Origin of the sequence: Geomesophilobacter sediminis (assembly GCF_016458275.1) — a bacterium.
Lineage (GTDB): Bacteria > Desulfobacterota > Desulfuromonadia > Geobacterales > Geobacteraceae > Geomesophilobacter > Geomesophilobacter sediminis.
This window is the reverse complement of sequence record NZ_JAEMHM010000002.1, coordinates 193,079-210,065: the sequence shown is the minus strand read 5'-3', so window position 1 is coordinate 210,065 and position 16,987 is coordinate 193,079. Positions and strand designations below refer to the sequence as shown.

15 protein-coding genes are annotated in these 16,987 nt (G+C 63.7%); 4 read left to right on the top strand and 11 right to left on the bottom strand.

All coding sequences use genetic code 11. From position 1 onward, the window contains the following. Window positions 1-155: 155 nt before the first annotated feature. The 11 genes from JFN93_RS02640 to JFN93_RS02590 form a co-directional block, all read right to left on the bottom strand. Window positions 156-1,094 (bottom strand): class I SAM-dependent methyltransferase, encoded by a 939-nt coding sequence (locus JFN93_RS02640; protein ID WP_199382438.1) that lies wholly within the window; start codon window positions 1,092-1,094, stop codon window positions 156-158. A gap of 13 nt (window positions 1,095-1,107) precedes the next feature. Further along, the gene (locus tag JFN93_RS02635; protein ID WP_199382437.1) at window positions 1,108-2,100 is read right to left on the bottom strand and encodes an ABC transporter ATP-binding protein; all 993 of its coding nucleotides are present in this window, start codon (window positions 2,098-2,100) and stop codon (window positions 1,108-1,110) included. Beyond that, complete coding sequence (locus JFN93_RS02630) at window positions 2,097-3,197, bottom strand: ABC transporter ATP-binding protein (protein ID WP_199382436.1); 1,101 nt, start codon at window positions 3,195-3,197, stop codon at window positions 2,097-2,099. The genes JFN93_RS02635 and JFN93_RS02630 overlap by 4 nt, the downstream gene beginning before the upstream one ends. Next, on the bottom strand, window positions 3,194-4,012 hold the full coding sequence (locus tag JFN93_RS02625) for an ABC transporter permease (protein ID WP_199382435.1): 819 nt from the start codon (window positions 4,010-4,012) through the stop codon (window positions 3,194-3,196). Before JFN93_RS02625 ends, JFN93_RS02630 begins: the two co-directional genes overlap by 4 nt. Next, entirely contained in the window at window positions 4,005-4,958 is a 954-nt protein-coding gene (locus JFN93_RS02620; protein WP_328753485.1) for an ABC transporter permease, read from the bottom strand. Before JFN93_RS02620 ends, JFN93_RS02625 begins: the two co-directional genes overlap by 8 nt. Window positions 4,959-5,190: 232 nt before the next feature. Next, complete coding sequence (locus tag JFN93_RS02615; RefSeq protein ID WP_199382434.1) at window positions 5,191-5,850, bottom strand: alpha/beta hydrolase family protein; 660 nt, start codon at window positions 5,848-5,850, stop codon at window positions 5,191-5,193. A gap of 215 nt (window positions 5,851-6,065) precedes the next feature. Next, window positions 6,066-7,604: an ABC transporter substrate-binding protein gene (locus JFN93_RS02610; RefSeq protein WP_199382433.1), complete on the bottom strand. Its 1,539-nt coding sequence runs from the start codon at window positions 7,602-7,604 to the stop codon at window positions 6,066-6,068. 66 nt (window positions 7,605-7,670) lie between these two features. Next, a complete protein-coding gene (locus JFN93_RS02605; RefSeq protein WP_199382432.1) occupies window positions 7,671-8,285 on the bottom strand; it encodes a TetR/AcrR family transcriptional regulator in 615 nt (204 codons plus the stop codon). 357 nt (window positions 8,286-8,642) lie between these two features. Then, on the bottom strand, window positions 8,643-9,935 hold the full coding sequence (locus JFN93_RS02600) for a phenylacetate--CoA ligase (RefSeq protein WP_199382431.1): 1,293 nt from the start codon (window positions 9,933-9,935) through the stop codon (window positions 8,643-8,645). 27 nt (window positions 9,936-9,962) lie between these two features. Continuing rightward, a complete protein-coding gene (locus JFN93_RS02595; protein WP_199382430.1) occupies window positions 9,963-10,502 on the bottom strand; it encodes an indolepyruvate oxidoreductase subunit beta in 540 nt (179 codons plus the stop codon). After that, complete coding sequence (locus JFN93_RS02590) at window positions 10,499-12,313, bottom strand: thiamine pyrophosphate-dependent enzyme (protein WP_199382429.1); 1,815 nt, start codon at window positions 12,311-12,313, stop codon at window positions 10,499-10,501. The genes JFN93_RS02595 and JFN93_RS02590 overlap by 4 nt, the downstream gene beginning before the upstream one ends. Before the next feature lie 209 nt (window positions 12,314-12,522). On the opposite strand from JFN93_RS02590, the gene JFN93_RS02585 reads away from it, so the two are divergent. The 4 genes from JFN93_RS02585 to JFN93_RS02570 all read left to right on the top strand — a co-directional run bounded on the left by JFN93_RS02585 (window position 12,523) and on the right by JFN93_RS02570 (window position 16,985). Next, window positions 12,523-14,259 (top strand): methyl-accepting chemotaxis protein, encoded by a 1,737-nt coding sequence (locus tag JFN93_RS02585; protein ID WP_199382428.1) that lies wholly within the window; start codon window positions 12,523-12,525, stop codon window positions 14,257-14,259. Window positions 14,260-14,542: 283 nt separating this feature from the next. After that, on the top strand, window positions 14,543-16,303 hold the full coding sequence (gene kaiC, locus JFN93_RS02580) for a circadian clock protein KaiC (RefSeq protein WP_236021501.1): 1,761 nt from the start codon (window positions 14,543-14,545) through the stop codon (window positions 16,301-16,303). Next, entirely contained in the window at window positions 16,300-16,641 is a 342-nt protein-coding gene (locus JFN93_RS02575) for a circadian clock KaiB family protein (RefSeq protein ID WP_199382427.1), read from the top strand. Before kaiC ends, JFN93_RS02575 begins: the two co-directional genes overlap by 4 nt. 50 nt (window positions 16,642-16,691) lie before the next feature. Next, window positions 16,692-16,985 carry a circadian clock KaiB family protein gene (locus tag JFN93_RS02570; protein ID WP_236021500.1) on the top strand — a complete coding sequence of 98 codons (294 nt, stop codon included), beginning with the start codon at window positions 16,692-16,694 and terminating at the stop codon, window positions 16,983-16,985. Window positions 16,986-16,987 lie beyond the last annotated feature (2 nt).

The following is a 16,987-nucleotide window of genomic DNA, read 5'->3' as shown; positions in this document are numbered from 1 at the left end:
CCTCGAACAAGCATCTTAGAGGCCCACCTTGTGGAGGCGCCTTTCCAGGCGCGAATTTCACAACCGATGTAACAGCCTCCGGCGGTTCGCGCCAGGAATGGCGCTCCCACAGGGGGGGGCGGTGACAACCTCCATCAGGCATCGCGTTTCGTAGCTCAACGCGACCTGCCGCTTCGTTCTCGCACCGTGGCACAGGCAAAATGCACGTGCTCGCAGGCCCGATGGTAATCGGTGCGGCCGATGAAATAGCGGTAGTGGATGTCGTAGGGGCCGAGGTTTTCCTGCAGCTCCAATCCGCAGCCGTCAAGCTCCCCGGCAAGGGCATGGCCATCGAATCCGGATCGCATCGGCTCGCCGATGGATTCGACACTGGACAGCATGCGGACGACGCGGGGCGACGCCTTTTCCCGCTCATACGCGCCATGGTCCAGGTAATCGAACACGAGGGCACTTCCCGGCGAGGCGGTTGCGGCAACTTCACGCAAGGTATCGCGGACCTCGGCGGCGGAAAGGTAATAGGTGACTCCGAGCCAGCTGAAGAAGCTCTGTCGCTCCGCTTGAAAGCCGCTGCGCCGCAATTTAGCCCCGAGGCGGTCCCGGGAAAAATCGACCGGCACGAAATGCAGGTTCGGGTGGGAGCGCCAACCGAGTTCCCGGATGCGCCGACGCTTGTGCTCCTGGCTGGCCGGGTGGTCGACATCGAAAACATCGAGACGCTCCAGAAGCTCGGGGCGCCGAAACGCGAAGGTATCCAGACCGGCACCGAGAATGACGTACTGGCTCGCTCCCGCCTCGATCGCGCCGGAGAGCATCTCTTCGGCGTAGCGTGCCCGGGCGAGAACCACCGGGGTCGAGGCGCCGGTCTGCATCATCCAGGCGATCGCCGCTTTCCGGTCGGCAAACTTGGCCGCGCCCGCCGGGTTGTGCTGTTGTAAAGCCGCAAAGAGCATGGCTTCGATCTCTTCTTTCTCCCCTTCGGAGAGGATCGCACCGGCCAGGGCATCGGCAAAGATATGCGGGGCATCGTAGCGGTAGTGGTGCCAGCGGAAATAGGCCGTCATCTGGGCCGTTTTACTCGACTTGTTCTCTTCCATGCCGCCTCCTGAATCAGCGTCCAGCACCGGAATCGTGGGGGTAGTGACAGGCCACCAGATGCCCGGGGGCCAACGCCCTGAGTTCCGGCTGCTGCTCGGCGCAGCGGGCCTTCGCGCGCGGGCAGCGGGTGCGGAACCGGCAGCCGGAAGGGGGATCGAGGGGAGACGGGAGCTCCCCGGGCAAAAGTTCCGGCTCGCCGGGCGGCTGGCCCGGATCGGGGCGGGGCGCGGCAGCCAGGAGAGCCCGGGTGTAGGGGTGCGCCGGGAGATGAAAGATGGCATCGGTCGGAGCCACCTCGCAGAGCCTCCCCAGATACATTACGGCCACCCGGTCGCAGACCTGCTTCACCACGGCCAGGTCGTGGGCAATGAATAGAACGGCAAGGCCGAAGGCGCTCCGGATCTCGCGCAGAAGATTGAGGATCTGGGCCTGGATGGAAACGTCGAGCGAGGCGACCGGCTCGTCGCAGACTAAAAGCTTCGGTCGGGTCACCAAAGCACGGGCGATGCTCACCCGCTGGCACTGTCCGCCGGAGAGCTGGCGGGGAAGACGCTGGTAATGGAGGTCCGGATCGAGCCCCACCGCCGTCATCATCTCCCGGGCACGGCGCTCCCGTTCTCCGGCCTCCAGCCGATCCAGGGCCCGAAGCGGCTCCTCGATGCTTTTACCGACCGGGCGCATCGGGTTCAGGGAGGAGGCGGGATCCTGGAATACCATCTGGAACTGGCGGCGCAGCGAACGCAACGATCCCGCCGAAAGCCGGGTGAGATCGTGGCCGGAAAGGAGCACCCTTCCTCCGGTCGGGGGCGGAAGCTGCATGATCGCCCGTGCCAGCGACGATTTGCCGCAGCCGGACTCCCCGACCATCCCCAGAGTCTCGCTCCGCCCCAGTTCGAAGGAGACTCCGGAGACGGCCTGGACCCGGCCGCGCCGGGTGGAAAATTCCACGACCAGATCCTCCACCCGCAGCAGCACGTTATCTTCCGCAGCATAACCGGCGCTCATGGCATCTCCTCCCCCACCGGAAACCAGCAGGCGTAACGGTGGTGAAACGGGGATCCGGGGTCGAGGGTCGGGGGTCGGGGAGGCTCCGGTTTCGGGAGACTTTCGAACCCCGTCGCGACACCTGCCTCCGGTTCAGCCTGGTCCAATCGCGGCAGCAATGCCGCTTCTAGCAGCGACGGCTCCTGCTCGCGGCAAAGGTCACGAGCATAGGCGCAGCGGGGGGCAAAGGCGCAGCCGACGATTGGGGCGGCCAGATTCGGGGGCTGCCCGACGATGGCTGGTAGCGGGCCGAGGACCGGGGCGTCAATCCGCGGCAGGGCTTCGAGAAGAGCCCGGGTGTAGGGCATGCGCATCCCGGCGAAAAGCTCCGGAGTCGGCGCTTCCTCGACGATCCGCCCGGCGTACATAACCGCAGTATGGTGGGCGCGCCCGGCTACCAGTGCCAGGTCGTGCGAGACCAGGAGAATCGACATCCCGCGATCCCGCTGCAGGCGCCCCAACAGGTCCAGGATCTCGGCCTGAACCGTCACGTCGAGCGCCGTCGTCGGCTCGTCGGCGATCAGCAGCTTCGGGTCGCAGGAAAGGGCGATGGCAATTGCCACCCGCTGCCGCATCCCGCCGGAGAGCTGGTGCGGATAGCATTTCATTCTTGGCTCGGCCTGCGGGATCCCTACCGCCTGAAGCAGCTCGACAGTGCGCCGCTTCGCCTCCGATGCCGCGATGCCCAGGTGGTAGAGCATCGGTTCGCTCACCTGCCGCCCGATGGTGTGGACCGGATTGAGCGAGGCAAGCGGGTTTTGCAGCACGATGCCGATCTCATTGCCGCGCAGCCGCGTCAACTCCTTCGGAGAAAGTCTCGCAAGGTTGCGGCCGTCAAAAGTCATGCGCCACGCTCCGGGCAATTGAGCACCGCCCGGGAGGATTCCCGCCAGAGCGCGACAGAGCATGCTCTTGCCGCATCCCGACTCGCCGACCAGCGCCAGGGTCTTGCCTTTTTCGATGGCGAAGGAAACCCTTTCCACCGCCCGCACCGTTCCATGGCGGCTGGGGAGGCGCACCGTGAGGTTCTCCACCGAAAGCAGCAGGTTGGCACTCATGGCTGAGCCTCACTGATCCCGGCCCGGGCCCGCAGCCGCTCACCGATCACGTTCACCGACAGGATGGTCAGAAACATCACCGCAGCCGGGATCAGGCTCACCTGCGGAGCATGATCCAGGACCTCTCTCCCCTCGGCGATCATCCCTCCCCAGCTCGGCATCGGAGGCGGCACGCTCGCGCCAAGGAAGCCGAGCGCCCCCTCGGCGATGATCAAGAGCCCGGCCACCAGCAGCAGATAAACCAGCAGGGGCCGCATCACATTGGGAAGGATTTCCCGCAGCATCACCGCCCCATTCCCCGCCCCCGAGGCCCGTGCCGCCAGCACGAACTCCTGCACCGCCACCTTCAGAGTATTGGCCCGGGCAATGCGGGCGAAATACGGCACGGACACGATGCCAAGGGCCAGGGTGACCTTCGGGAGGCTGGAGCCGAAGATGAAGAGCACCATCAACAGGAAGACCACCCGGGGGAAGGCGAGAAAAGCGTCGACCGCGCCCATCACGACCGTCTCCACCACGCCGCGGTAGTACCCGGCGACAATCCCGAGCAGCGCCCCGACGGCGAGTCCCAGGGCCGGGGCAAAGATGCCTACCACCAGGGAAACCCGTGCCCCAAAGAAAATACGGCTGGCCAAGTCCCGGCCCATGGCATCGGTTCCGAGCAGATGCCCGGCAACACCCGGCGCCACGGCCAGGTGGTTCCAGTCGATCTGGTCCGGAGCAGGAACCGGCAAAAACCCCGCCGCCGCGGCCCCGAGCGCCACGAAGCTGAGCCAGGCGAGGGCGAGCCGATAGGTAACGGAGCCCTTACCCATCGGCACCCTCCCGCCGCAGCCGCGGGTCGAGCGCCCCATAGCATAGATCGACCGAAAAGGTGACCAGCACGTAACCCAAGGCAATGACCAGGACGCATCCAGCCACCACCGGATAATCCTGGGAAAAGAGCCCGGTCAGGAGCAAACGGCCGAGGCCGGGCAAGGAGAAGATGTTCTCGATGAGCACCGCCCCCCCGAGCAGGTTTCCGCCATGAAGGCCGACCAGGGTGATGAGGGAAAAGCAGGATGGGCGCAGGGCATGGCGGAACATGATGCGCCACCCCGGCAGCCCCTTGGCGCGCGCCAGCAGGATGAAGTCTTCCTGCAGGGTCGCGATCAGGTCGCTGCGCAGCACCTGCATCAGGGTCACCCACTCGACCAGGGCGATGGAAAGGGCCGGAAGCAAAAGCCCGCGCAGGTTTTGCCACCATCCCACGGAAAGAGGGGTAAAGCCGGTCGCGGGAAGCCAGCGGAGCCGGAGCGAGAAGAGGAACATGAGCACCACCGCCAAGGCGAACGGCGGCAAGGAGGCCAGTCCGAACCCGATCGTCCCGCTCAGCCGATCCCACCAGGAGCCGGGACGCCAGGCCGCGGCGATCCCCACCGGCAGCGCCAGGGCAAGCGCCAGAAGCTGAGCCAGGAGCAAAAGTTCCAGGGTAACCGGCAGCGAGGCAGCCAGGGCTTGCCCCACCGGTTCTCCGGTGCTCAACGAGCGGCCGAGCTCGCCGCGCAGCGCACCGGAAAGCCACCTGCCGTAGCGGACCGGCAACGAAGCGTTCAGCCCCAGTTGCTCCCGGAGGGAACGAACGTCGGCTTCCGTTGCGAAGCGCCCGGTAATCTCGTGCTCGATGCTGACCGGCATGTGGTCGAGCATGACGAAGGTGATCGCCGTGACCGCCAGGGCAACCAGAACAAGATGCAGGGATTTGCGAATCAAAAAGTGCACAGGCAGCCCTCATCGTTTAAACATGGCGGAGCCGGATCGGGGAGCCGCCCTGCCGGAGCCCGGGGGCGCCCTGTAGGAGCGACATTCTGGTCGCGATCGAATCTCTCTTCCTGTGGGAGCGCCTTTTCCAGGCGCGAATTCCACGACCTTTGTCACCGCCTCCGGCGGTTCGCGCCAGGAATGGCGCTCCCACAGCGGAAAGGGCAAATCCGCGCCGGGCAACCGCCCCGTCTTACTGCCCCTGTTCCAGCCAGGCGGCCACCGGATCCACCCACCGCTTTTCCGGTTTAAAAAAGAGCTGGTGGCCGGCCGCACTCTCCAGCACCAGTTCCTTGCCGCCAAAGCCGGAGCCGGCCTGGGCAAACTCGGCACCGCAGCTGCGGGCGACCTTGTCGGAGTTGGCATAGACGGAGAGGAAATCACCTTTCAGCGCGGCGAAGTCGGGATAGGCCTTCTCCAGCCCCTTGATGCCGCAACCGGCCATGACGACGTATCTGATCTTCGGTTGGCCGAGCTCCGCCGCAACCCGAAGCGCCAGGACCGCCCCCTTGGAATGTCCGGTCACGGCGATGTTCTGCGGCAGGACCCCGGCATCGAGCAGGCTGCGCACCTGCACGGCCGCTTTTCTGGCGTATTCCGCAACCGAGCTGTCCTTGGGCCGGATCTCGCTGATGACGGTGTAGCCGCGATCGCTGAAGCTTTTCAGGATCTCGTGGTATTTGCAGTCGCCATCGGGTCCTTTGTTTTCAACGTAGAGGTTGTGGAAAAAGAAGAGGTACTTGGCGGATGGAGAAGTGCCGCCCGGAAATTGGGAGGATGCAGCCTGAACGCCATAGGGAAGCAGTACCAACAAGGCAAAACCGAAAAATACCGCAGTTACCGTGGGTCTCATGTTCTCCCTCCTTTTACGGCGCCGCCGGCGCCGGCTCGAGTTCTGCTTTACATCACAGGGATCAACTCTCGTCAGCAACAAGGGTTTTACTCAGTGCAGGTGGGACGTTGCCCGCTTCGTGCTGTAGGAGCGGCATTCCTGCCGCGATCGAGCTGCCGAAATCGCGACAAGAATGTCGCTCCTACACTGGTAACTCCGGCCGATCCCCACCGTTGTCATTTCCCGGCCCACCAGACGTCTTTCACCCGTACGATCCCGTGGTCGATGCGGGAAATACCTTTCACCTCTGCTTTAGCAATCGCGTTGTAACGCAGCCCGCCACGGTAGAGACTCACCGCCTCGTCGTTGATCAGGCGCGCCACGCCGCAGAGCAGTTTTTCCCGTTCCTTCTGCTTGGTGCTCGTCTGGGAAGCTGTCAGCAGGCGGTCCATTTCCGGGTTGCGGTAGCGGCTGAAATTGAGTTCGCTGGCGGAGAAATAATTGGCATACAGCGTCGGGCCCATATCGGTCGCATCGAAGAGGGACCAGCCGGTCATCTGGTAATCGCCGGCGAAAACCAGCTTGTTACGCTGGCTCAACGCGAGGGACCGGAGAGTAACGGTCACCCCGATTTCCTTCATCATGCGCTGGATCATCTCGCCGAACTCCCGCCCCCGGGGGGTGTTGGTGATCTGCAGCTCGATATTGACCGGCTTTCCGTACTGAGCGATCAGTTTGCGCGCCAGGTCCAGGTTGTGCTGGCGGTACCCCACATCTCCGCAGGAGAAACTCCCCCCGAAAGGATCGTGGATTTCGGAGATGGTGTCTTTGTAACTTGCCCGGATGTAGAACTCCTGGTTCCAGGCGTGGGCGATCGCCCGGCGGACCCGGAGGTCGTTCAGGGGAGGCCGCGAGGTATTGAAAATGACGGTCTCGGCGCCGGTCACCTCGCTGTGGTAGACCCGAAGCGACCGGTCTTCCTGGGCTTGCAGCACGCTGGCGCCACGGTCGGTAAGGATGACGTCCATCTCGCCGGATTTGAGCGCGGTATAGCGGGTCTGCATGTCTGGGACGATCTTGAATACCACGCTGTCCAGGTAGGGGCGCCCTTTTTGCCAGTACTGCTGGTTTCTGACCAGGACCAGGCGGTTGTTGGGGAGCCATTCCCGGAAGCGAAACGGCCCGGTCCCCACCGGTGCCCGGTCGTGCGTCCCTTCGCGAACCGCTTTGGGCGAGGGAATATAGGCGGCGATCAGCAGGGGCGAAGCGATCTGGTCCTTGAAAGAAAGCCAGGGATGTTTGAGCTGGAAACGGACGGTGAAGTCATCGACCTTGGTAACGCCGGCAATCGGTTGCATGGTCGACGCACCACGGAAGTGGTTCCTGGGGTCGAGCAGCCGATCCCAGTGGCTGACCACTGCGTCGGCATTGAACGGGGTGCCGTCGTGGAAGACGACGCCCCGACGGAGCTTGATGGTCCAACTCTTGCCGTCCTTGCTCGAAGTGGCGGACAATCCCAGTTCCGGAAGGAGATTTCCCTTGGGGTCCAGATCGAACAGGCGCTCCTCGACCGCGACCGCGGCACTGCGCGCCGAGGTGTAGAGGACGCCGACCTTGATCGGGTCAAAGCCCCTGAAGTCCTCCTCGATCGCGACGGTAAGTGTTCCTCCGGGTCTCTCGGCAGCACCCCCGAGAGCCGCCCAGACCATTACGGTAAAAAACGACAGGGCCAGCAAGACGACGCACCGCGATGTTGCTCCTCTTCCATGTTCCATGGTCCCCTCCAATGCCAGTAGCACCGCCTAATTTCAAGGATTCATGGGCGCAGCATGCTAGCGCCCCTACGCGTTGTGGTTGATGGTTCCGGGTTTAGTGGTCTTTTTTCCGAACTGCAGCATGAACCCGTCGTAGATCGCACGGGAACTGCGGCGGATGAAATCCTCCGTTTCCAGGCCGGAGCGGTTCAGGAAGTGGATGTCGTTATTGAGCCAGTGGGCCAGTCGCTGGGCGAACATCATGCGCGCCATCCGGATCATCCGGAACTCCATGTCGTTCAAACCGGCAAAGAGCGGGTAATCGGCCAGTGACTGGTCCAGAAATTCCACCAGCCCCATCCCGAGTTCCTTTTGCAGATCGAGGTTGCGACCGTCCCCCAGGCAGCGGAAAAGATGCCGTTCTTCGACGGCGAAATTCACGTAGCTTACCGCCTGGTCGATCCAGCGGTCGCCGGTGCGATCCACCAGCAGGTGTTCCTTCATCAGGGCCATCGCCTTGCGGCAGACCTCGTCCTCGAGCTCCCGCACGTTGGAGAACTGCGAGTAGACCGGCATGGTGGAAGAACCGATCGACTTTGCCACCGCAACGACCGAAAAACCTTCCCATCCCATTTCCCGGACCAGCTGAAAAGCCGCTTCGATGATGTCATCGCGGCTGAATTGCGTGTTTCTTGGGGACATCGGTACCTTCATTCGAGTTTTAAATAGAGGCTTTATATAACGACTCTATAAATCAGAGCACACTCACTTGTCAAGCGCAAAAATAACAGCGTTCCATTTTATTCAAATTATGACGATTGACGGGATAGCAGCGATTTTCAGTCGCGATTTCAGGTTGGCGATCGCGACCGGAATATCGCTCCTACCAACTGCCAATTCGAAAAACGGCTGAAGATCTTCGGCCAGCCAGTCCAGCAGCAGCCAATCGTGCCCCGGACGGGCGCCCCAAGCGAAAGGCGCACACAAAACAAAAGGGCTCCCCCTTCCGAGGGAACCCTTTTATATTTCATGCGGCAAGAACCGTGGCACGGACTTCTTTCACTCGAAATTGCGCTCGTCGAAGATCCGTTTGGTTTTGCGCTCGGAACGGGGCATGGTCCCGTACGCCACGACCTCCACGTTGCAGGAAACGATGAGCTTGTGCTTGATGGCGGAGGCGATCCTTTTCTGCAGTTCCGGGTCGGAAACGCTCCCCGCCCCGGCGGCGCGCTCGACCTTCACCGTCATGAAGTCCCTGCCGTCGGAGCCGTGGCCGAGATGGACCTGGTATTCGCTTCCGATCCCCTCCACGTGGTGCAGTACCTCGTCGACCTGCCCCGGATAGATGTTGACCCCGCGGAAAATGACCACGTCGTCGGAGCGCCCGAGGATCCGGTCGTGCCGAGGCAGCGTGCAGCCGCAGGGGCACGGCTCCACGATCAGGCGGGTCAGGTCCCGGGACCGGTAGCGGATCAGCGGCGCCCCTTCCTTGCCGAGGGTCGTGTACACCATCTCCCCCACCTCCCCCGGGGCGACCGGTTCGAGCGTGATCGGGTCGAGGAGCTCCAGGATGTAGTAGTCGGCCCAATAATGGATGCCGGGCTCCCGGCCGCAGGAAAGACCGGTCCCGGGGCCGTAGACCTCGGTGAGCCCGGGAATGTCGTAGATCTCCTCCACCCCGAGCCCGGCCTTCATGGTCGCGAGCATCGCCGACGAGCTCCGCTCGGCGCCGAGAATGACCTTCTTCAGCTTGAGCTTGTCGCGCAGCCCCTGGCGGAGCACCTCTTCGGCAAGGAGCAGCCCCATCGAGGCGGTACAGCAGAAGACGGTGGTCTCCAGGTCGATCATCAGGCCGATCTGCATGTCGAGGTTCCCCGGGCCGACCGGGATGGCGAGCGCACCGAACTTCTCGCAGGCGAGCTGGAAACCGGCACCGGCGGTCCAAAGGCCGTAGCCGACCGCAATCTGCACCCGATCCTCGCGGGTCAGCCCGGCCAGTTCGTAACAGCGGGCGAACATGCTCTGCCAGTCGTCGAGATCCTTCTGCGTGTAGCAAAGGACCTTGCGCTTGCCGGTGGTCCCGGAGGAGGCGTGGATGCGCACCAGGTCGGTAAAGGGGACGCTGCGCAGGGCAAAGGGGTATCCCTCGGCCAGATCCTGCGCGGTCAAGAGGGGCAGCCGTTTAAGGTCGTCCAGCGAACCGATGGAGTCGGGGGTGACCCCGGCGGCACTGAGCTTCTCCCGGTAGAAGGGGGAATTTTCATAGGCATGACGCACGGTCCATTGCAGTCCGGCCAATTGATGCGCAGCAAGATCGGCCGGGGATACCTTCGCGGGAAAACGCTTCAGCATGTACGATGTCTCCTTCTCGGGCTGCGGTCAGGCCGCGCCGTATTCCATACCGGCCTTCAGGGCGGCCAAGGCCCCTTGCAGCTGCTTCTCCTTGCCGGCAAGCCTCGCCTTGAGCACGGCAATGACCTCCTCGGCGCTGCAAAAGAGCATCCCCGGCTGGGCCAGCGCCCGCCCCAGGACGATCAGGTTCACACTGCGCGGGTCCCCCAGGTTGAGGGCCAGGGTATCCGCATCGACGGTCACCGCCTCCTTGCCGGCGGCAGCCTCGGGAAGGGCACGCGCATTGGCGGCGACGGTCCCGGAGTGGTTGAGAAAATGCAGGTGCAGGGCCACGGTCTCCGCCTTCAAAGAAAGGAGCAGGTCGGCCTTTCCCGGGCGAACCAGCGGACTGGAAAAATCCCCCACCTTAAGGTGCGAGATCACGATCCCGCCGCGCTGCGCCATGCCGTGAGTCTCCGAGGTGAGCACCGGAAGCCCCTTGGCGATAGCGGTCTCGGCAAGGAGCCGGGTAATGAAGAGAATCCCCTGCCCTCCCACACCGCTGATGATCAGTTGCTGCCGGCTCATCCCTTAACCTCCTCGATCGCACCCACCGGACAGACCGACAGGCAGACGTTGCAGCCGCTGCAGATCATCCGGTCCACGGTCACCTTCTTGGTCGTCTCGTCGTACTCGAGCGCCGGGCACTCAAAGGCGGCGGTGCAGACCCGGCAGCCGATGCATTTTTCCGCGGTCACTGCCGGCTGCGCCCGCTGGACGCGAGGTGCGCTCCGGTCGACCAGGCAGGGGCTCTTCGCGATGACCACCGCGACCCCTTCTTCCCGGGAGAAGGCCACCGCCTCTTTCATGAGCGCGGTGAAGCCGGGGAGATCGAGAGGGTCGGCACTCTTGCAGAAGCGGACCCCGCAGCCCTGGACCAGGTTCTCGATGGCGACCGGGAGGCCGGCCGGAGTCCCCTGCGCCGGGGTCGGCTGGTTGCCGGTCATGGCGGTGGTGGCGTTGTCCAGGATCACCAGGACGAAACGCGCCCCCTGGGTCACCGCATCGACGAGCGGCGGGACGCCGGCATGAAAGAAGGTGGAGTCGCCGACCGTGGCGACGATGTCGCGCTGCTGGCCGGTGATCCGGTAGGAATGGTAGAAGCCGGCGGCCTGGCTGATGGAGGCGCCCATGCAAAGGACGGTGTCGACCGCGCCCAGGTTGATGCCGAGGGTGTAGCAACCGATGTCGCTCGGGTAGATCCCTTTGGGCGCCGCCTTCTTGATCGCATAGAAGCTCGCCCGGTGCGGGCAGCCGGGGCACAGGGTGGGACGGCGTCCTCCCGGTGCCGCAGCCGGCGCCGACGGCGCCGCGGACAACCCGGCGAAGTCGGCCAGGATCCGCTCCACGATCTCGGGGAGGAGCTCCCCTGCCTCGGGAACCGCGCCCGAGAGCTTGCCCCGGACCTTGGAGCGGTCCCGGAACTGCATCTCGATGACGCCGGTGGTCTCTTCCAGGACCAGGATCTCGTCGTAGCCGGCCAGGGTCTCCTCGATGAAGGCGCTGTGCAGTGGATAGGGCTGCACCACCTGGTGGAAGCTCACCTGGTCCCACAGGCCCAGGTCGCCCAGGGCCTCCCGCACGTAGGCCGCCGCGGGGCCGGAGGCGACCACCGCCTTGCGGCTCACCGTCTGCGGGTTGTGGCAGCGGGGCGCGGTCGGGGTGTAGGCGGCGATGTTGGCGAGTTTCTCGTTGAGTTCCAAGTGGAGCTGGTAGCGGAACTTGGGAGTCGCCGCCCAGCGCGAGGGGTCTTTGCGGAAATTGGCGCTGCGCCCGAGCTGCGCCACCGGCTCCAGCGCCACGTCCTGGCAGGCGTGGCAGACGCGGGTGGTGGGGCGCAGCATGACCGGAATGGAAAAGGTCTCCGAGAGCGCAAAGGCGGTCCCGGTCAGCTCCCGTGCCTGCTGCGGGGAGTCGGGATCGAGCACCGGGATCTTGGCGAGCATCGCCATCAGCCGGCTGTCCTGCTCGGTCTGCGAGGAGTGGGGACCGGGGTCGTCGGCGCTGACCACGATGAAGCCCCCGACCACGCCGAGGTAGGCAGCGCTCATCAGGGGATCGCTCGCCACGTTGAGCCCGACCTGCTTCATCGCGGTCGCAGCGCGCAGGCCGGTCTGGCTGGCGGTGTAGGCAAGTTCGAGGGCGACCTTCTCGTTGACCGACCACTCGACGTGCATCTCGACCCCTTCCCGGCGTTGCCACTCCTGTACCGAGGTGAGGATTTCCGAGGCGGGGGTTCCCGGATAGGAAGCGGCGACGACGCAGCCGTTTTCCACCAGCCCGCGCGCGATCGCCTCGTTTCCTTGCAGCAGTTTTTTCGTAGGTGCTTCGACAGCCATGGTTGGTACCTCGTCGGGATATGCGAAAGGTCCGCATTTTCACGCCGGGTGCCGAAATTGTCAACAATTTATAGGAACGGAGGGGGCGCCGGACCCTGGTTTTCCCGGCGCAATCATTACTCTTTCTTTGACGCCACCCCCATCCCCATGGTACTAATGGCAGGCTGCCGGCTACGGCACGGCACCGCGTTTCGAATCCCCGAGGGCTTATGTTTTTGCGAAGATACCTGACGTCGCTGCGCACCACCTATCGTTTCATGGTCTGCTTCGGGCTCCTGATGGGGCTCGTCTTCCCGTTCTATTCCTATCTTTTCTTCGGCCCCCGCGCCTTTTCCCCTTTCTACGTCCTGGGCTGCCTCGTCGCAGGCTTTGCGGTCGGTTCCTTCTGCTACTACCTGGTGCGCCAGGTCCTCGGGGTGCACCTGGAGCGCCAGCACCAAAGCATCGCCGCCTTGTCTTCCCATCCGGTCCCCAAGGCCGACGACGAGTTGGAAGCGCTGCTTGCCTTTCACGAGCTGATGGTGACCCGCATCGTTACCATGGCGGGTGAGGTCTCCACCCTCATCGAGCACCTTGCCCCGCTGCATGCCCAGCTCGCCGCGAGATTCGTCGAAATCGCCCGAGGGAGCGAGACGCAAAGCAGCAAGGCACGGCAGACCCTGCACACCGTCGCGGAGGTGAATCATTTCTTTGCGGTCGTCCTGAGCGAGATCGACGACCTATCCCGGCGTACCGAGGCACGGACCGCACTTTCCAAGCAGATGACCGACACCACCGACATCATCGCCGAGAACATCAGGGAGTACTCCGCCTCCGTGCTGGAGACCTCCTCCTCAATCCAGGAGATGGCGATGGGGGTGAAGCAGAACGCCACCATCATCCAAAGCTTGGCCACGTCGACGGAGCAGACCGTCGGTTCGATCGCCCAGATCGGCAGCGCCATCAGCCACGTGCGCGACAACGCCCAGAATGCCGCCGACTCCTCCGAAGGGGTCCGGCGCCAGGCACAGGGCGGGCTGCTCTACATGGCGACGACCCTCAAGGCGATGCGGGAGATCGAGAAGTCAAACGAAGAGTCCTTCGACGCGATCAACCGGCTCTCCATCCACTCGGCGCGGGTCGGCGAGTTCCTCAACGTGATCCAGGAGGTGGTGGAGCAGACCAACCTCCTCTCCCTGAACGCCTCCATCATCGCGGCCCAGGCCGGAGAACGGGGCAAGGCGTTCGGGATCGTCGCCGAAGAGGTCCGCTCCCTCGCCCAGCGCACCTCGCTTTCGGCCAAGGAAATCGGGGATCTGGTCAAGAACATCCAGAAGGAAACCGCGGCGGTACAGCGGGCGGTCACCCAGGGGAAGTCGAGGGTCAAGGACGGGGTGAAGATCTCCGGGCAGACCAACGAGGCGCTGGTCAAGATCGAGTCGGGCGCTGCGGAGGCGTCCGAAATGGTGAAGCGGATCGCGGCCGCCACCGTGGAGCAGGCGGCGCAGAGCCGGTTGATCAGCGAGGAAGCGGAAAAGAACCTGCAGCGCGTGAAATCCGCCAGCGGCACCACCAAACGCCAGGAAGAAGGCATCAGCGACATCCTCAACTCGCTGGAGCACATGCGCCTGCTTTCCCAGAAAATCGACTTCTCGATCCAGGAACAGGGGCGCGGCAACCGGCTCTACCTGCAAAGTGTCATGGAGGACAACGAGCGGGTCCGCAAGCTGCAGGAAAACGCGCTGCAGCAGTCCCGGATCGGCGAGGCGCTGCAGCAGTTCGTGCAGGAAGTAACGGCGATGATCGAGCGCAACAGCTCCGCCGCCGACGAGATGAGCGGCACCGTCGCCGAAATCGCCCAACGCTGCTCCGATCTGGAGGCGAGCACCCGCCCCTTCCTGCCGGAGCGCGAGCATCCCGAACCACCCCTTTGCCAAGCGGCCGAAGCAGACCCGCCCGCCCCCTGACTCCCCCTCCGCCCTCTCCTGCCGCACCAGCAGATGCGGCCACCGCGTTTGGTCCCGCCGCGGTCCCCCCCTTGCTTTCCCACCTTTCTACCGACGTCTGACAAATAACCTTCTTTACGTATGTCACAGCGCGATGCTTCAGTTACCTGACTGCATCAACAACTCCGCTATCTCACGAAGATACTTTCAGTGTCATTTTTAACATTACCTAATTCATCACTTTTCATTTTTCACATTCGCGCTATCATCTCACGGTCTTAAATTTCACCACCGGAGGTTGACGATGGCCGCACCGACGACGTCCATGCAGGGGGGGGTGCCCCTGTTGCTGAAATGTCAGACGGGGGTAAAGGGACTCGACGAGATCACGGACGGGGGGATTCCGCGCGGTCGTCCGACCCTTGTCTGCGGTGGCACCGGTTGCGGCAAGACGCTCCTTGGGATGGACTTCGTGATTCGGGGCATCGTCCAGTTCAACGAGCCCGGGGTCTTCTTCTCGTTTGAGGAGAAACCCGAAGAGCTGATACAGAATTACGCCTCCTTCGGGGTTGACCTCGAGGGCCTGACCCGGGAGGGGAAACTCGTCCTGGAATATGTCCACATCGACCGGACCGAGATCGAGGAGGCCGGCGACTACGACCTGGAAGGTCTCTTCGTGCGCCTCGGCCACTCCATCGATACCATCGGGGCGCAACGGGTGGTGATCGACACCCTCGAAGCCCTCTTTTCCATGTTTGCTAACGACATGGTGCTGCGCGCCGAGTTGAGGCGCCTGTTCGCCTTCCTGAAGGGGAAAGGGGTCACCACCATCGTCACCGGCGAGACCGGCGCCCACACCCTGACCCGCTTCGGCCTTGAGGAGTATGTTGCGGACTGCGTCATCGCCCTGGACCACACGGTAAAGGAGCAGATCGCGACCCGTCGGCTGAGGATCGTCAAGTACCGCGGTTCCAGCCACGGCACCAACGAATACCCGTTCCTCATCGACCACCAGGGGCTTTCCATCCTCCCCATCACCTCGCTCAAGCTCGATCACCCGGTCTCCACCGAGCGCATCTCCACCGGGATCGCGCGATTGGACAACATGCTCGGGGGGCAGGGATTCTACCGCGGGAGCAGCGTCCTGATCACGGGCACCGCCGGCACCGGGAAGAGCAGTCTTGCCGCCCACTTCGTAGACGCCGCCTGCCGCAGGGGCGAGCGGGCCATTTACTTCGCCTTCGAGGAGTCGCAGAACCAGATCATCCGGAACATGCGCTCGATCGGCATCGACCTGGAACAGTGGGTGACCCGGGGGCTCCTCACCTTCCATAACACCCGTCCCACCATGTACGGGCTGGAGATGCACCTCGTCTCCATGCACAAGGTGGTGGAAACGGCCGCCCCCTCGGTGGTCGTCGTCGATCCGGTCTCCAACCTGATCAGCACCTCCAGCATCCGGGAGGCCAAGGCGATGCTGTCCCGCCTGGTCGACTACCTCAAGCTGAAGGAGATCACCGCGATCTGTACCGACCTCGCCACCGGACCGAACCCAGCCGAGTCCACCGAGGTGGGCATTTCCTCCATCATGGATGCCTGGCTGCTCCTGCAAGACATCGCCGGCAGCGGAGAGCGCAACCGCGGTCTCTATGTCCTCAAGTCCCGGGGGATGCAACACTCCAACCAGGTGCGCGAGTTCATCATGACGAACGACGGCATCGAGCTGCGGGACGTGTACGTCGGTTCCTGCGGCGTCCTGACCGGAGCCGCCCGCACCGCCCAGGAGGCAAAAGAGGCGGCCGAGGCCCTGCAGCGGCGCCAGGATATCGAGCGCAAGCAGCGGCAGCTGGAACGCAGGAAGATAGCCATCGATGCGCAAATCATGGCGCTGCGCACGGAATACGAAGCGGATCAGGACGAACTGCAACGGGTCATCGCCCAGGCCAAACGGCAAGAGGAGCGGCTGGTCCTCGATGCCGAGACCATGGCGGCGGCGCGGCAGTCCGACAACCTCTGCAGATCGGCAGCTGCCCCGGAAACGGTACAGGGAGGTAATCAGGTATGAGTGCTGACCAGATTGTGAAAGGAACGACCACCGCGGGGGGCGCCGAGGCAGTCCACTGGCTGCTGACCCTGTACGTAGCGGGCCAGACGCCCCGATCGGTTACCGCTTTTTCCAACCTCAAGCAGATTTGTGAAGAGCACCTGCCGGGCCGCTACGACATAGAGATCGTCGACGTGGTGACCAAGCCGGAGCTCGCCACCCGGGACCAGGTCGTGGCGCTGCCGACCCTGGTGCGCAAACTTCCGGAACCGGTGCGCAAGGTGATTGGGGATCTCTCCAACAAGGAAAAGGTACTGGTGGGCCTTGAGGTACGGACCATGGAACGGACGGTGAAGTAGGTGAGTTGCCACCGCTCCGGAGGGGCATTTCGGCGTTGCAGGAGGCGACCTTGGAGCGAGCTCAGCCGGAAAGGTACCTGTTGCGCCTCTATATTGCCGGCAGGTCGCGCCTCTCCCAGCGCGCCGTGGTCAACGTCAAGGCCATCTGCCGGGAACACCTCCCGGAGCGCCATATCCTTGAGGTGATCGATATCGAAGAGCAACCGGAACTGGCCGGCTCGCACCAGATCGTCGCCGCGCCGACCCTGGTCAAGGAGTCGCCCTTGCCGCATCGGCGGTTTATCGGTGACATGCCAAAAACAAGCACGATTCTCCAGGGACTTGGGTTGGATCCGGAGTCGTGACG

Bases quoted from the DNA above. Each gene is read 5' to 3' on its own strand.
- JFN93_RS02640 (WP_199382438.1), bottom strand. From the start codon at position 1,094: ATGGAAGAGAACAAGTCGAGTAAAACGGCCCAGATGACGGCCTATTTC.
- JFN93_RS02635 (WP_199382437.1), bottom strand. From the start codon at position 2,100: ATGAGCGCCGGTTATGCTGCGGAAGATAACGTGCTGCTGCGGGTGGAG.
- JFN93_RS02630 (WP_199382436.1), bottom strand. From the start codon at position 3,197: ATGAGTGCCAACCTGCTGCTTTCGGTGGAGAACCTCACGGTGCGCCTC.
- JFN93_RS02625 (WP_199382435.1), bottom strand. From the start codon at position 4,012: ATGGGTAAGGGCTCCGTTACCTATCGGCTCGCCCTCGCCTGGCTCAGC.
- JFN93_RS02615 (WP_199382434.1), bottom strand. From the start codon at position 5,850: ATGAGACCCACGGTAACTGCGGTATTTTTCGGTTTTGCCTTGTTGGTA.
- JFN93_RS02610 (WP_199382433.1), bottom strand. From the start codon at position 7,604: ATGGAACATGGAAGAGGAGCAACATCGCGGTGCGTCGTCTTGCTGGCC.
- JFN93_RS02605 (WP_199382432.1), bottom strand. From the start codon at position 8,285: ATGTCCCCAAGAAACACGCAATTCAGCCGCGATGACATCATCGAAGCG.
- JFN93_RS02600 (WP_199382431.1), bottom strand. From the start codon at position 9,935: ATGCTGAAGCGTTTTCCCGCGAAGGTATCCCCGGCCGATCTTGCTGCG.
- JFN93_RS02595 (WP_199382430.1), bottom strand. From the start codon at position 10,502: ATGAGCCGGCAGCAACTGATCATCAGCGGTGTGGGAGGGCAGGGGATT.
- JFN93_RS02590 (WP_199382429.1), bottom strand. From the start codon at position 12,313: ATGGCTGTCGAAGCACCTACGAAAAAACTGCTGCAAGGAAACGAGGCG.
- JFN93_RS02585 (WP_199382428.1), top strand. From the start codon at position 12,523: ATGTTTTTGCGAAGATACCTGACGTCGCTGCGCACCACCTATCGTTTC.
- kaiC (WP_236021501.1), top strand. From the start codon at position 14,543: ATGGCCGCACCGACGACGTCCATGCAGGGGGGGGTGCCCCTGTTGCTG.
- JFN93_RS02575 (WP_199382427.1), top strand. From the start codon at position 16,300: ATGAGTGCTGACCAGATTGTGAAAGGAACGACCACCGCGGGGGGCGCC.